This window comes from Sphingomonas sp. AC411, from assembly GCF_979253035.1.
The window spans coordinates 154,702-169,614 of the sequence record NZ_CEEDAQ010000001.1 but is presented as its reverse complement, the minus strand read 5'-3'; the positions used below and the strand labels follow the sequence as shown (position 1 = coordinate 169,614).

Below are 14,913 nucleotides of genomic sequence, written 5' to 3'. Positions count from 1 at the left end.
ACTGGCCGCTGCGCGCGCTGCCAGTACCTGATCAACCGCCAAGACCGACCGTCTGTCCACCATCCACGACCATCGCATGACCGACCATGAACGCAGCCGAGTCGGAGCAAATGTAGAGCACCGCGGCGGCGATCTCCTCGGGCTTGCCCATGCGGCCGATCGGCTCCTGCGCGATCATCTTCTTCTGGCCTTCCTCGGTACCGCCAGACACCCGGTCGGTGATCATCGGCGTTTCGATGATGCCGGGGCAGATGACGTTCACGCGGACATTGTCGCCGATATATTCGAGCGCAGCCGACTTGCTCATTCCGATCACGCCGTGCTTGACGGCAACGTACCCGGCCTGCCCTGCAATTCCGACGACGCCTGCGCCCGACGAGGTGTTGACGATCGCGCCGCCGCCCCGCTTCTGCATCAGCGGAATCTGGTATTTCATGCAGAGGAACACGCCGCGCAGATCGATCGCGGTCATGCGGTCGAAATCCTCCTCACTGAGGTCCGCCAGCAGGATCTGCTGCTGCTCGATACCGGCGTTGTTGAACGCGATGTCGATGCCGCCAAAGGCCTCGACCGTCTTGTCGAGCGCGGTACGAACGTCCTCGCTCTTCGAGACGTCGCAGGTGATCCCGACCGCGCTGCCCCCCGCTGCCTCGATCGCCGCGACGACCTCGGCAACGCCGTCTCCGTTCAGATCAACGACGGCGACATGTGCACCAGCCTCGGCGAAGGCGATGGCAGTGGTGCGCCCGATTCCATTGGCGGCGCCGGTGACGAAGGCGATCTTGCCTGCGTAATTCTGGTTCTGGTCGGCCATCTCGATTTCCTTCGCGCTGAAGCGGCTCGATCGCCGCGGATATGGTTCAGAACGAAGTCGGTCGATGCCGCTTCCATGAAATCCCCTCACCGATCCGGTGCAGTAGCCTCATTGGGCCGACAGGCCGCTGCGGTCGTTCCTCGTGACTAGATTTAAAGACAAGCCCGGGATGCCCGTACATGAAGCCGCATATCATCTGTCACATGGCCAGCAGCATCGACGGCAGGATCCTGCCTGAACGCTGGACGCCAAGCGGCGCGCATTCGCATGATATTTACGAGGACCTGCATGACAGGCTCGGAGGCGGGTCATGGCTCGTCGGCCGTGTCACCGGCCAAGAGTTCGCCAAGCGCGACGCGTATCCGGACCAGCCGGAGGCGAGCTTTCTCCGTACCGCCTGGCTCCCGAACCACGCGGCGGAAGCGTATGGCATCGTGTTGGACGCTCATGGCAAGATCGCGTGGGGGCGTAGCGATGTAAGCGGCGATCCTATCGTGGTCGTGCTAACCAAAGCGGTATCGGACGCGCATCTCGCGGGACTGCGCGAGGACGGCGTCGGCTATGTCTTTGCCGGCGAGACCGACCTCGACCCGCACGAGGTCGTAGAAATTCTGAATACCGAACTGGGGATCGACCGCCTGCTCCTCGAAGGCGGCGGTCACCTCAACGGCGGCTTTCTCCGTGCCGGCCTCATCGACGAGATCAGCCTGATGCTCGTGCCTGCGATCGACGGGGCATCGGGCGCTCCGGCCGTTTTCGAAGGCTCCGGCACGGCGGCTTCGGAACGGTTGCCGATCGATACTCTGGCGTTGATGAGTCATGACGTCATGGACGGCGGGACCGTCTGGCTTCGGTACCGGGTCACTCCAGCCTGACGGTTCGCGGTTTTACGGGCGTGTGCATGAGCAGCGCTCACCAAGGCATCAACGTCTGGCTGAACTGTCGGTCGGATCGTCCTTCCCTAAATTAGCATTCTTCGCAGCCAACCGTTCGTCCCCGAACCGGCACGGCACGAGCGCCCGGATCCGTCGCGATCCCCTCCACGACGGGTCCGGGCGCATTTGGCACAATCAGGAGAGCCATCATGGCAAGTCCCATCGCCGCGGTTGCGGACACGGATGCCGCGCGCATCGACGATCGGCCCGCCCGCTGGGGCGCGGTATATGCAATGGCGCTGTGCAGCTTCGTGCTGATCGCGTCCGAGTTCATGCCGGTCAGCCTGCTGAGCCCGATCGCACACACGCTGAATCTGACCGAGGGCAAGGCCGGACAGGCGATTTCCATATCCGGGCTGTTCGCGGTCATCACTAGCCTGTCGCTGTCCTCCGTACTGGGGAAAACGGACCGTCGGATCGTGCTGCTCGTCCTGACCAGCCTGCTGGTGGTCTCCGGTGCCATCGTCGCGTTTGCGCCGACCTATCTGGTCTTCATGGCCGGCCGCGCGCTGCTCGGTATCGCCATCGGCGGGTTCTGGTCGATGTCGGCTGCGATCGCCATGCGACTGGTGCCGAGCCACGCGGTCCCCAAAGCGCTCGCGGTCATCAGTGGCGGCAATGCACTGGCCACCGTGCTCGCGGCGCCGCTGGGCAGTTTCGTCGGCAGCCTGATCGGGTGGCGCGGCGCATTCTTCTGCGTGGTACCGGTCGCCGTCGCGGCCGTGATCTGGCAGGCGCTGACGCTGCCACCGCTTCCGGTTGCAGAACGACAGAGCGCCCGCGGCATGTTCGCCCTGCTGCGCCGGCCGCCCGTGGTATTCGGCCTGCTGACCGTCGCGATGCTGTTCGTCGGGCAGTTCGCGCTGTTCACCTATCTCCGCCCGTTCCTCGAGCAGGTGACGCATGTCTCGCCGGCCATGCTGTCGATCATGCTGCTCATTCTCGGCGTATCCGGATTCATCGGCACCGTCCTGATCGGGCGGGTGCTGAACGGGGGCCTGTTCCTCACCCTTGCCGTGCTGCCAGCGTTGATGGCGGCAACGGCGGCGGCACTGACGGTGCTTGGTACGTCCGTCGTGGCGGTCGGAATATTGCTTGCGGTTTGGGGTTTCGCAGGCACGTCCGCGCCGGTGGCGTGGTGGACATGGCTGGCGCGCACGGTGCCCGACGAGGCCGAGGCTGGCGGCGGGCTGATGGTGGCGATCGTGCAGCTCGCGATTACGCTGGGCGCGACGATGGGCGGCATCGTCTTCGATGCAGCGGGTCCGCGCGCCGAGTTTCTCGCCAGCGCCGGCCTTCTTGCGATTGCAGCACTCGCCGCGGTCGCGATCGGCCGAGCCGATCGTCGCCCCGCCGCCCCTGCCCAAGCCGTAGCGGCATGAAGCAGGCGCTGGCGATCCTGCGCTTCCTGCGCGACTGTGACGAACGGGGAGAGCGGGCCGCGCTGGTGACGCTGACCGACGTCACCGGCAGCGCGGCCCGCGCGCCGGGCGAGCATATGGCGGTGGCCGAAAGCGGACGGTCGCTGGGCTCGTTTTCCGGTGGGTGCGTGGAAGCCGCCGTGATCGCAGAGGCGCAGGAGGCCCTTGCCGAAGGGCGCGCACGTCACGTGCGCTATGGCGACGGTTCGCGCTACATCGACATTCGGCTGCCCTGCGGCGGGGGCATCGACCTGCTGTTCACGCCGACACCGGATCGTCGGCAGATCGATCGCGCCATCGCCATTCTGGAACGGCGCGAGCCGGTCGTGCTCCACCTCTCGCTCGACGGGACTATCATTGCCGCTTGGTCTCGCGACGGTGATCGCACGCGGTGGCTCGATACGATTTTCAGCGTACGTCACGATCCGGTCCTTCGGCTGGTCGTCATGGGACATGGCGCAGAGCCCGCCGCGATGCTCGACATCGCCCACGCCTATGGCGCCGACGCGACGCTGTTGAGCCCCCAGGCCTCGCTCGTCGAGGACACACGGCGGCAGGGACGATCCGCGGATCTTCTCCGGTTCGTCGGCCGCGTGGACGGATTGGCGATCGATCCCTGGACCGCGGTCGTGACGCTGTTCCACGATCACGACTGGGAGACGCCACTCCTGCTCCAGGTCCTGGAGCAACGCCCGTTCTTCATCGGCGCGATGGGCAGCATGAAAACGCATATCGAGCGTCAGCGGCGCCTTCTGGAAGCATGGGCGGAGCGCGATGATATCGCGCGGGTTGTCGGCCCCGTCGGTCTGATCAAGGCGACACGCGATCCCCAGACGCTCGCGCTCTCGATCATGGCGCAATTGGTCCAGGCCTATGAAGCGACAACGGCGCTCGAAAAGCCTCGCCCGGAGAGTTGGGCCATGAGCCATCCTCATGGTTTCATTGAACATCATGCACGCTCCAAACGGCACGGCGACGCGTTACAGTCCGAGACAATCGTTGATGTAGATCAGACAGTTACCGCGGACGCGCGGTACGGCAGCAAGAGAGATGAAGCCCATGCCCAGCATATCTGAAGTAGAGCTTTCGCGCCGTGGGCTCCTCGCGGGCAGCGCGGCGACAGCCGTGATCGCCGCATCGCCGGCCGGCGCCGTCGCGACGACGCCGCCCCAGGCTAGCGCCACGCCGACCATGCCGGCGCGGTTCAAGGTCAATGGTGAGAAGCGCGAGCTCAGCCTCGATCCGCGGACGACCCTGCTCGACGCGCTGCGCGAACACCTGCACCTGACGGGCACCAAGAAGGGCTGCGATCATGGCCAGTGCGGCGCCTGCACCGTGATGGTCGATGGGGTCCGCATCAATTCCTGCCTGAGCCTCGCGGTGATGCACGAAGGCGACGAGATCACGACGATCGAGGGCCTCGGCACGCCGGACAAGCTGCACCCGATGCAGGCGGCCTTCATCAAGCATGACGGCTATCAATGCGGCTATTGCACGCCGGGTCAGATCTGCTCGGCCGTCGCGGTCCTCGACGAGATCAAGCGTGGCGTGCCCAGCCATGCGCAGGGCGACCTGATGACCAAGCCGACCGCGACGAACGTCGAGATGCGCGAGCGCATGAGCGGCAACATCTGCCGCTGCGGTGCCTATTCCAACATCGCCGAGGCCATGGCCGAAGTCGCGGGAGCAAAAGCATGAGAGCTTTCACCTATGAGCGCGCGAAGGATGCGAGCGCCGCGGCGCGCGCGGTCGCCGGCAACCCGGCGGCCAAGTTCATCGCCGGCGGGACCAACCTGCTCGACCTGATGAAGATCGAGGTCGAGACGCCGACGCATCTCGTCGACGTGCAGGATCTCGGTTTCGACAAGATCGAGGCGACGCGTGAAGGCGGGCTGCGCATCGGCGCACTGGTGACCAACACTAACCTCGCCGCCGACGAGCGGGTTATGCGCGATTACGGCGTGCTGACGCGCGCGATCGTCGCGGGGGCATCGGGCCAGTTGCGTAACAAGGCGTCGACCGCCGGCAATCTGCTCCAGCGCACGCGCTGCCCGTATTTCTACGACACCAACATGGCGTGCAACAAGCGCAAGCCGGGTTCGGGCTGCGCCGCGATCGGCGGATACTCGCGCCAGTTGGGCGTCATCGGCGTCAGCGACAGCTGCATCGCGACGTTCCCGGGTGACATGGCCGTGGCGATGCGCGTGCTGGATGCGGTGGTCGAGACGGTCGATGCGACCGGCCAGCGCCGGTCGATCGCGATCGCCGACTTCCACCGGCTATGGGGTGACACGCCCCAGCAGGATACCGTGCTGAAGCAGGGCGAACTGATCACCGCGGTGACGTTGCCCAAGCCGCTAGGTGGCAAGCATTTCTACGAGAAGGTGCGCGATCGTGCGTCCTACGCCTACGCGCTGGTGTCAGTGGCGGCGGTGATCCAGCCAGACGGTACCGGGCGCGTCGCGTTCGGCGGCGTGGCCCCCGCCCCTGGCGTGTCGAGGCAGCGGACGCGCTGCTGCCACGCGGTGCCGCCGCGGTGACCGCGCGTGCGTTCCAGGGCGCGACGCCGACCAAGGACAACGCGTTCAAGCTCCCGCTTGCCACCCGCGCACTGGCCTCGGTCATCGCCGAAGCGAAGGCATAATCGCATGAAGTTCGATACACCCGCCGTCGCCAACCCGATCGACCGGATGAAGGTTGTCGGGCGCGCGCATACCCGCATCGACGGCCCGCTCAAGACGACCGGGCTGGCGCCCTATGCCTATGAGCATCATCGCGAGATCGAGAACGCCGCTTATGGCTATGCCGTAGGCACAGCCGTCGCCAAGGGCCGCATCAACGCGATCGACACGGTCGCGGCGAAGGCTGCACCGGGCGTAATCGCGATCGTCACCGCCGCGGATGTGGGCAAGCTTGGCAAGGGTAAGTTCAACACCGTCAAGCTACTCGCCGGGCCGGACGTCGATCATTATCACCAGGCAGTGGCGGTCGTCGTCGCCGAGACGTTCGAGCAGGCCCGCGCCGCGGCCGGCTTGGTCCGCGTCGATTATGCGCGCGGCAAGGGCAGGTTCGATCTGGATGCGGCGTTGAAGACGGCGCCGCTGACCGACGCGGACAAGCCCGGCAAGGGCGAAGACCGGGTCGGCACGTTCGAAACCGCCTTCGCATCCGCGCCGGTCAAGCTCGATGCGCACTATACCACGCCGGATCACAGCCATGCGATGATGGAGCCGTTCGCCTCGATCGCCGCCTGGAACGGCGACGCGCTGACGGTGTGGACGTCGAACCAGATGATCGACTGGGGTCGCACCGATCTCGCCACCACGCTGAACATGCCGAAGGAGAAGGTCACCTTCCTTTCGCCCTATGTCGGCGGCGGTTTTGGCGGGAAGCTGTTCCTGCGCAGCGATGCGGTCCTCGCGGCGCTCGGCGCGAAGGCGGCAGGGCGTCCGGTCAAGCTGGCGATGAGCCGGCCGTTCATGGCCAACAACACGACGCATCGGCCGGCGACGCGCCAGCGCATCCGCATCGGCGCAGCGAAGGACGGCACGATCACCGCGATCGCGCATGAGAGCGGCTCGGGCGACCAGCCGAACGGCAGTCCGGAAGCGGCAGTCCTGCAGACGAACCTGCTCTATGCTGGCGCGAACCGCCTGACGTCGATGCGCCTCGCGGTGCTCGACCTGCCCGAGGGCAACGCGATGCGCGCGCCGGGCGAAGCGCCGGGCCTGATGGCGCTTGAGATCGCGATGGACGAGATGGCGGAAAAGCTCCGCATGGATCCGATCGCCTTCCGCGTGAAGAACGACACGCAGGTCGATCCGAAGGATCCCAAGCGACGCTTCTCGCAGCGTGAGCTGGTCCGCTGCCTGACCGAGGGTGCACAGCAGTTCGGCTGGTCGCGTCGCAACGCGCAGCCCGGCCAGGTTCGCGACGGGCGCTGGCTGGTCGGGATGGGCGTGGCATCCGCGTTCCGTAATCACATGAACATGACGTCGGGTGCTCGCGTCCGGCTCGGCAATGACGGCATCGTCACCGTCGAGACCGACATGACCGACATCGGCACCGGCAGCTACACGATCATCGCGCAGACCGCGGCGGAGATGATGGGCGTCCCCCTCGACGCGGTCGTCGTCAAGCTCGGCAGCTCGGCATTCCCGGTCTCCGCCGGGTCGGGCGGCCAGTTCGGCGCCGCCAACGCGACGGCGGGGGTGTATGCGGCGTGCGTCAAGCTGCGCGAGGCCGTCGCCCAGCGTCTCGGCTATAATTCGGCCGATGCGGTGTTCGACGGCGGCAAGGTCACGAGCGGCAATCGCTCGGCCGACCTTCGCCAAGCCGCCTCCTCAGGCGAGTTGGTTGCCGAGGACAAGATCGAATATGGCGATCTCGACAAGAGCTGGCAGCTGTCAACCTTCGGCGCACACTTCGTCGAGGTCGGCGTCGATAGCTATACGGGCGCGACCCGCCTGCGTCGCATGCTGGCGGTCTGCGCATCCGGGCGGATCATCAATCCGACCTCGGCGCGTAGCCAGGTGATCGGCGCGATGACGATGGGTGTCGGCTCAGCGTTGATGGAGGAACTGGCGGTCGACAAGCGCTTCGGCTTCTTCGTCAACCACGACCTGGCCAGCTACGAGGTGCCGGTCCACGCCGACATCCCGCACCAGGACGTGATCTTGCTCGACGAGGCCGACGACAAGGCCAATCCGATGAAGGCTAAGGGCATCGGCGAGCTCGGCCTGTGCGGCGTCGGCGCGGCGGTAGCGAACGCCATGTACAACGCGACGGGCGTCCGCCTTCGCGATTATCCACTGACCCTCGACAAGCATTTCGATCGGCTGCCGGCGGTGGCGTGAGCCACGCCGCACTGGTCGAATGTGCTCTAGGGCGAATGGGAGACAAGATGATGATACCCGAAAAGACCGCCCTGTTGCTGATCGAGTACCAGAACGACTTCGTCAGCGAAGGCGGCGCCCAGCATGATGCGGTGAAGGCGGTGATGGCCGACACCGACATGCTGGCGCATAGCCGGGCGGTCGTCGAACGAGCGCGCGCGCAGGGCGTGACCGTGATGCACGCGCCAATCACCTTCGCGGAGGGTTATCCGGAGATCCCGTCCGATCCTTACGGTATCCTCGCCGGCATCAAGCAGGCTAACGCGTTCCGGAAAGACAGCTGGGGCGCGGCGATTGCCGATGCGATGGCACCGGTCGACGGCGACATCGTGATCGAGGGCAAGCGGGGCCTCGATTGCTTCGCGAGCACCAATATCGACTTCATCCTGCGTCAGCGTGGCATCACCGATCTGGCGATCGCCGGGTTCCTGACAAATTGCTGCGTCGAATCGACCATGCGCTCGGCGTACGAACGCGGCTTCCGCGTTGTCACGCTGACCGACTGCACGGCGACGCTGAGCCCCGAAGAGGAGCACGCTGCGGTCACGAAGAACTTCCCGATGTTCTCCAAGCCGATGACGCACGACCAGTTCCTGGCCGATCTGGAGACGAGTGCATGAAGTTCGACACGCCTGCGGGCACGACTCCAATCGACCGCCTGACCGTGGTCGGACGCGCACACGCGCGTCGAAGGTCCCCTGAAGACGACCGGCACGGCACGCTACGCCGCCGAGCATCACGATTTCGCGCCAGATGCGGCCCATGGCTACATCCTGGGTGCAGCGATCGGCAAGGGACGCATCGACCGCATCGATACCGCGGCGGCACATGCCGCGCCCGGCGTCCGTGCGATCGTCACCTATGAAAATTCGGGCCCGATCGGCAAGGGCGAGTTCTACACCCAGCGCATTCTGGCCGGCCCGATGGTCGATCATTATCATCAGGCGGTCGCGGTCGTCGTCGCCGACACCTTCGAACAGGCGCGCGCGGCGGCGTCGCTGATCCGCGTCACGTATGCGCGCGGGAAGGGGCGCTTCGATCTGGCCGCGCAAAAATCATCGGCCCCGATCGCGCCGGAGGAACCGTTCGGTGGCTCGACGAACGCGTCGGTCGGCAACTTCGCAAGCGCGTTTGCCAGCGCGCCGGTCAAGGTCGACGAATCTTATACGGTCCCCGATCAGGCGCATGCGATGATGGAACCCCATGCGAGTATTGCGCGGTGGGATGGTGACAAGCTCACCTGCTGGACGTCGATTCAGGCGATGAACTGGGGCTGTCGCGACCTGGGCCTCATCATCGGCACGCCAAAGAAAATATCCGCCTGCATTCCCCCTTCATCGGCGGCGGCTTTGGCGGCAAGGGCACGACGCAGAGCGATCTGGCACTCGCGGCGATCGCCGCGCGGGTATCGGGCCGTCCGGTCAAGGTCGTGCTGCAACGCCCGCTGATGTTCAACAATACCATTCACCGCCCCAAGACGATCCAGCGCGTTCGACTGGGCGCCGGCAAGGACGGCCGTCTCGTTGCCATCGGTCACGATAGCTGGTCGGGCAACCTGGCGGGTGGCCGCACCGAGCCCACCAACCTGCCGACGCAGTTGATGTATGCCGGCGAGAACCGCCAGTTGCGGCGCTATCTCAGCCCTCTCGATCTCGCCGAGGGCAACGCCATGCGCGCGCCGGGCGAGGCCCCGGGGATGATGGCGCTGGAAGTCGCGATGGACGAGCTTGCGGAAAAGCTCGAAATGGATCCGGTCGCTCTGCGGATCGCTAACGACACGCAGGTCGACCCTTCGAAGCCCGAGCGCAAATTCTCCACCCGGCCGTTCGTGCAGTGCCTGAAAGAGGGCGCGGACCGGTTCGGCTGGAATGCGCGGGTCGCCAAACCCGGCAGCCGTCGCGAAGGCAAGTGGCTGATCGGCATGGGCGTCGCCAGCGCGATCCGTGGAGCACCGATCATGAAGGCCGGCGCCCGCGTGCGACTGGGCAAGGACGGACACGTCACGGTCGAGACCGACATGACCGACATCGGCCAGGGCAGCTACACGATTGTCGCGCAGACCGCCGCCGAGATGATGGGCGTTCCGCTCGAACGGGTGACCGCCAAGCTCGGCGATTCCACCTTCCCCGAAACACCCGGCTCGGGCGGCCAGGCGGGTGCCGCGTCGGCTGCGGCTGGCGTATATGCCGCGTGCGCGAAGCTGCGCGAATTGGTGGCGCAGCGGATGGGCTTCAACACGACCGACGTGACGTTCGCGGACGGGCGCGTCAGTTCGGCGGGCCGTTCGGTCCCGCTGGCCGATGCCGCCAGGGACGGCGAGATCGTCGCCGAGGATGTCATGGAATTTGGCGACCTGAACAAGGAGTATGCGCAGCAGACCGTCGGCGCGCATTTTGCCGAGGTTGGAGTGGATGCCTATACCGGCGCGGTCCGCGTCCGACGGATGCTGGCGGTCTGCGCCGCCGGGCGTATACTCAACCCGATCACGGCGCGCAGCCAGGTGATCGGGGGATGACGATGGGGATCGGCGCCGCACTGATGGAGGAAATGGCCGTCGACACCCGCTTCGGCTTCTTCGTCAATCACGACCTTGCCGGCTACGAGGTGCCCGTCCACGCCGACGTCCCGCATCTCGAGGCGCATTTCATCGACGAGGTCGATGCGACGATGTCGCCGTTGAAGGCAAAGGGGTCGGCGAGCTGGGTTTGGTCGGCGTCGCGCCGGCGATCGCCAACGCGGTGTACAACGCGACCGGCGTTCGGGTGCGCGAATATCCGGTGACGCTCGACAAGCACTTCGCAGGCCTGCCGGAAATCGCGTGACGCGACAGATCTGCAGCTGCGTTGCGAGGGCGCGGCTGCGGTCGTCCACGCCGGTACGCTATAGCGTGCACGCAGCCGCCATCGCGTCAATGTTCGGTTCGAGCACCCGGCGTGAAGCCGTTGGCTGAAGCGGCGTAGGCAATGGCGAAGGCGACGCCCAGCAAGGCCAGCATCGCGGGGAAAAACGCAACGACACCTGCGCTGCGATAGATCAGCGCGCCGACCGCGCCGCCGCACGCGATGCTCACGTTCCAGACCGTCGTCAGCATGGCGCCGACGATATCGACGCCCTCGCCCGCCGCGTCGGAGGCCGCCGTCTGGATCGAGGTCGCAGCCCCGCCGAACGTCAGGCCCCACAGGACGACGCCGACAAGGATGACGCTGTTGCTGTGCGGCAGAAAGCCGAGCACCGCAGTCGCAGCGGCGAACACCGCGAGGCTGGCGAGGACGTGGAGGCGCAGGTGGCGGTCCACAGCGGCACCCGCGATCCAGATCCCTGCGAGCGCGGCGCATCCGAACACCAGCAGGAGCAAGCTCACCCGGCTACCGTCGCCGGCCCATTCCGCGTACGGCGCGACATAGGTGTAGAGGATGTAATGCGCCGTCACCCAAGCGAACGCGGTGGCAAGGATCGGCGCCACGCCCGGCATCCGCAGCACGGCCAGGTTCGAAAGCTTGCGCTCGGGCGGCTGGCCGGCGCTGTCCGGCATCTTCCACGCGACCGCCCCGGCCAGGCATAGCGCGAGCGCGGCTAGCACCAGGAACGCGATCCGCCAGCCGATCGCCCCGCCCGCGAACGTGCCCAGCGGCACGCCGACCGACAGCGCCAGCGGGGTGCCGATCATCGCCAGTGCGAGCGAGCGGCCCTTCAACCGATCCACTACCAACCGGCGCGCATAGCCTCCGAGGATGCCCCAGCCGAGCCCGGCGGAAACGCCCGCCGCAAACCGCGCGACGAGCGTTACCGCATAGCTGTGGGAGAGCGCGGTCACGACATCGAACACCAGCAGGCCGAAGATTGCCGCGAGCAGGAGTGGCTTGCGCGCATAGCTCTGCGTGACACTGACGAGCGGAATGGCCGCCATCACCGATCCGACGGCATAGACCGTCACCATCTGGCCGGCGAGCGCGCGCGAAATGTTCAGATCATCGGCGACCTGGGGCAACAGACCTGCGGGGAGCGTCTCGGTCACGATCGCGGTGAACCCGGTCAGCGCGAGCAGGATGAGCGCGCCAACGGGGAGCGTATCGCGCTCGGCGCGCGCCTGTGGTTCGATATCCAAGACTTCACCTTTGTGCGATCGCCGGACGAGCGACGTGCCCGATCGATGGGAGAAGACTGTCCTACGATCCGCCCGCGCAATCGCGGCATGGCGGCTGCTCAACGCCCGGATGAGCAGGCGTCATGACGGCCGTTACGTGGCGCGGACACCGTCGCACGCTGAGCGACGCTCATCATGGCATCAACGCAAGACCGTGTTGTTCGGGTCGGGGGCGGCGGTTAGATCAAGATAGACACACGTGCCGGCCGAGGATCGCCGCGCTTGAAGCCGCCCTTGCCGATACGCTGGCGACCAAACCGCGACGCCACGGCTTGCTGCTTCAGCTTGGCGATGATCCGGCGGTCGCGTGCCATGCGGGCGTAAGGGGAAGGTGACGATGCGCGCTATCGAGGCAGGACGCCCCCTTCTCTGTCTGTTGGCTCTGCTGACGGCATGCGGCCAACCAGCAGCGACCGCGAAGGCAAGCAACGCCTTGATATCCTATGCAAACAGCGCGCGAGAGACACGAACAATGACGACTATCGAAATCGATGCCGGGACGCGTCAGTGGACTGCGCAGATTGCGGACTCCCCTCGGCACGCGATTTCCTCGCGCAGCTGCCGCTCGACCTGACGCTGACCGATTATGCAGCGACGGAAAAGGTCGCCACTTTGCCCCGACCGCTGACCCGCGACGGCGCCCCGGCCGCGGTCACGCCGCGCGCCGGAGAGATCGGCTATTACGCGCCGTGGGGGAACATCGCGCTTTACCACAAGGACGGCCCGCACTCTCCCGGCCTCGTGATCCTCGGTCGGATCGACGGCCCTTACGCCGATCTCGCGAGCCCCGGTGCCGTGAAGGTTACAATTCGACAGCGCGTCGCTCCTCCGACCGAACGCTGATCCTTCGAGGGAGGACGCCCCTGCCGATCCCGCAGTCGCCCGTCGATCGCTTGCGAGGCTAAACCATAGAGCCCAGGATACACTATGCCGACCAGCCGATCCGATCTCGCCGACCTGACCTACTTCCTGGCAATCTCCCGACATCGAAGTTTCAGGCTCGCCGGGCTCGAACTCGGGGTCAGCGCATCGGCGCTCAGCCATGCCTTGAAGGGGCTCGAGGCACGGCTCGGCGTCCGCCTCCTCCACCGCACGAACCGGAGCGTCACCCTGACTGCCGCTGGCGAGGAGTTGCGAGACAAGGTGGCTGAGCCGTTCGGCACGATCGATCAGGCTGTCGAGAGCCTCAACCGCTATCGCGACGCGCCAACCGGGCGGGTTCGTCTGAACGTCGCCGCCGAAGCGGCGCCCTTATTGCTCGCGCCGGTCATGCCGATCTTCATCGATCGGTATCCCGATATCGAGATCGACATCGCCGCGCGGGACCAGATGACCGACGTCATCGAAGATGGCTTCGACGCCGGGATCCGTTACGCCGGAACGGTGCCCGAGGACATGGTGGCGCAACGTCTTTCGGGCGAGCTTCGCTGGATAGTCGTCGCATCCCCCGCCTATCTCGAGAAGTTCGGCGTTCCGCAGCACCCGTCGGATTTGGAACACCACCATTGTCTCGGCGTCCGCCTCGGAAATGCGCATATCTACCGCTGGGAATTCGAAGGCCCCGAGGGCGAATTCTCGGTCCCCGTCGCGAGCAAGGTCCTCGTCAACGGGGGCGCGCGATGCTGGCCATGGCGCTCGCGGGGACCGGACTTATGTACGGCATGGAGGCAACCTTCGCCCCCTATATCGCGCGCGGAGAACTACGCCCGGTGCTAGAGGACTGGTCAACGATGGGCCCGGCATACCACATCTATTATTCCAGCCGTCGCCAAGTGCCGACTGGCCTGAAACTTTTGATCGAACTCATTCGCGAGTTGCGTCCGCTAGGCCTTTAGACACGCGAATTGGAAATGCGCATGCAACGTCGGCGCTCATCGCGAACTGCTCGTACCATCGGTTGTCGTAGACATGCGCCATACGCTCCTTGGCATCGAAGACCCAGAAGCAGACGTCCCCGCCCCCTTCCCAGCTTCCCAACTTCGGCCGCTCGTTCATCTCCGCGTTACGACTGCTTTTGGCACCTGACCCTGCGATTTCGAATGTCGCGATTGGGCGATAGTTTAGGAAGCAGGCTGTCCAAGTCCGAGTTTTGTGCCCGATGAGCTGCGGACGGCTTTTGGAAAAGGCTCAGGCACGGGATGAGCGGCGACGCTATGTCGAACCGTAGGTGCCAATCCGGATTCCTCATTCCACAAAACCAGGACTGTAGCGATCGGTGCGGCGGTGAGGATCAGCAGGAAAAGGCCCATCAGCCATTCGTTGGTCTCTAGCGGCTTTGAGAGGCTACCGCCGGGCTGCATCGAGGGGCTAGGTCGCATCGCGCGCCTGCCGGCTTTCCTGGGGTGAAACGGTCGGTCCGCGGTCGCTCGGTGGGCAGACGGCCTGATCTGCGACCGATCATAGGCGGCGCGTGCTTCCTTCTTTCCCAAAACGGAATACGCCTCGTTGATCGCTTTCGCACGAGCAGAAACATCCACACCATGATTGGCATCGGGGTGATATTGACGGAGCAGCGCTTTCCACGCGGCGTGGATAGTGACGCGACTTGCCGTCGAGGGAACACCTAAAACAGAATAATAGTCGGGTGAGACAGCCATTTAGCCGTTACTTGCGGCGAAAACGCGAAAAAGGAAAGGCCGCCTGGCGCGTGATCTTAACCGGACGTTCTCAGTGATGCAAAGGGCGGCTTTAGGCGCCAACGGTC

At 65.5% G+C, this 14,913-nt stretch carries 12 protein-coding genes and 2 pseudogenes; 10 read left to right on the top strand and 4 right to left on the bottom strand.

Annotated features, from left to right (window positions below; genetic code table 11):
- Positions 1-31 precede the first annotated feature (31 nt).
- Positions 32-814, bottom strand: coding sequence for a glucose 1-dehydrogenase (locus tag AC0IX7_RS00845; protein ID WP_132898250.1), 783 nt, complete (start codon positions 812-814; stop codon positions 32-34).
- A gap of 179 nt (positions 815-993) precedes the next feature.
- Here AC0IX7_RS00845 and AC0IX7_RS00840 point away from each other — a divergent pair, with 179 nt between their 5' ends.
- From AC0IX7_RS00840 to paoC (AC0IX7_RS00805), 8 genes and pseudogenes are all read left to right on the top strand, one after another.
- Complete coding sequence (locus tag AC0IX7_RS00840) at positions 994-1,689, top strand: RibD family protein (protein ID WP_056024461.1); 696 nt, start codon at positions 994-996, stop codon at positions 1,687-1,689.
- A 209-nt stretch (positions 1,690-1,898) separates the two neighbouring features.
- Positions 1,899-3,131: an MFS transporter gene (locus AC0IX7_RS00835; protein ID WP_252574838.1), complete on the top strand. Its 1,233-nt coding sequence runs from the start codon at positions 1,899-1,901 to the stop codon at positions 3,129-3,131.
- Positions 3,128-4,246 (top strand): XdhC family protein, encoded by a 1,119-nt coding sequence (locus AC0IX7_RS00830; RefSeq protein ID WP_056024456.1) that lies wholly within the window; start codon positions 3,128-3,130, stop codon positions 4,244-4,246. The genes AC0IX7_RS00835 and AC0IX7_RS00830 overlap by 4 nt, the downstream gene beginning before the upstream one ends.
- Positions 4,230-4,868, top strand: coding sequence for an aldehyde dehydrogenase iron-sulfur subunit PaoA (gene paoA, locus AC0IX7_RS00825; protein ID WP_132898248.1), 639 nt, complete (start codon positions 4,230-4,232; stop codon positions 4,866-4,868). Before AC0IX7_RS00830 ends, paoA begins: the two co-directional genes overlap by 17 nt.
- Positions 4,865-5,814: pseudogene (locus tag AC0IX7_RS00820) on the top strand (FAD binding domain-containing protein). The gene paoA and the pseudogene AC0IX7_RS00820 overlap by 4 nt, the downstream one beginning before the upstream one ends.
- A gap of 4 nt (positions 5,815-5,818) precedes the next feature.
- Positions 5,819-8,026 carry an aldehyde oxidoreductase molybdenum-binding subunit PaoC gene (gene paoC / locus AC0IX7_RS00815; RefSeq protein WP_132898246.1) on the top strand — a complete coding sequence of 736 codons (2,208 nt, stop codon included), beginning with the start codon at positions 5,819-5,821 and terminating at the stop codon, positions 8,024-8,026.
- A 50-nt stretch (positions 8,027-8,076) separates the two neighbouring features.
- Complete coding sequence (locus tag AC0IX7_RS00810; protein ID WP_132898274.1) at positions 8,077-8,685, top strand: cysteine hydrolase family protein; 609 nt, start codon at positions 8,077-8,079, stop codon at positions 8,683-8,685.
- Positions 8,682-10,887, top strand: a pseudogene (gene paoC, locus AC0IX7_RS00805) (aldehyde oxidoreductase molybdenum-binding subunit PaoC). The gene AC0IX7_RS00810 and the pseudogene paoC (AC0IX7_RS00805) overlap by 4 nt, the downstream one beginning before the upstream one ends.
- A gap of 86 nt (positions 10,888-10,973) precedes the next feature.
- Here the strand turns inward: paoC (AC0IX7_RS00805) and AC0IX7_RS00800 are convergent.
- Complete coding sequence (locus tag AC0IX7_RS00800; protein WP_471810055.1) at positions 10,974-12,170, bottom strand: MFS transporter; 1,197 nt, start codon at positions 12,168-12,170, stop codon at positions 10,974-10,976.
- 218 nt (positions 12,171-12,388) lie between these two features.
- Positions 12,389-12,523 (bottom strand): hypothetical protein, encoded by a 135-nt coding sequence (locus tag AC0IX7_RS00795; protein WP_261362621.1) that lies wholly within the window; start codon positions 12,521-12,523, stop codon positions 12,389-12,391.
- 193 nt (positions 12,524-12,716) lie between these two features.
- On the opposite strand from AC0IX7_RS00795, the gene AC0IX7_RS00790 reads away from it, so the two are divergent.
- Positions 12,717-13,052, top strand: coding sequence for a cyclophilin-like fold protein (locus AC0IX7_RS00790; RefSeq protein WP_471810054.1), 336 nt, complete (start codon positions 12,717-12,719; stop codon positions 13,050-13,052).
- An 84-nt stretch (positions 13,053-13,136) separates the two neighbouring features.
- A complete protein-coding gene (locus AC0IX7_RS00785) occupies positions 13,137-13,925 on the top strand; it encodes a LysR family transcriptional regulator (protein WP_471810053.1) in 789 nt (262 codons plus the stop codon).
- Positions 13,926-14,269: 344 nt separating this feature from the next.
- Here the strand turns inward: AC0IX7_RS00785 and AC0IX7_RS00780 are convergent, their stop codons facing one another.
- Complete coding sequence (locus tag AC0IX7_RS00780) at positions 14,270-14,806, bottom strand: J domain-containing protein (protein ID WP_132898243.1); 537 nt, start codon at positions 14,804-14,806, stop codon at positions 14,270-14,272.
- Positions 14,807-14,913 lie beyond the last annotated feature (107 nt).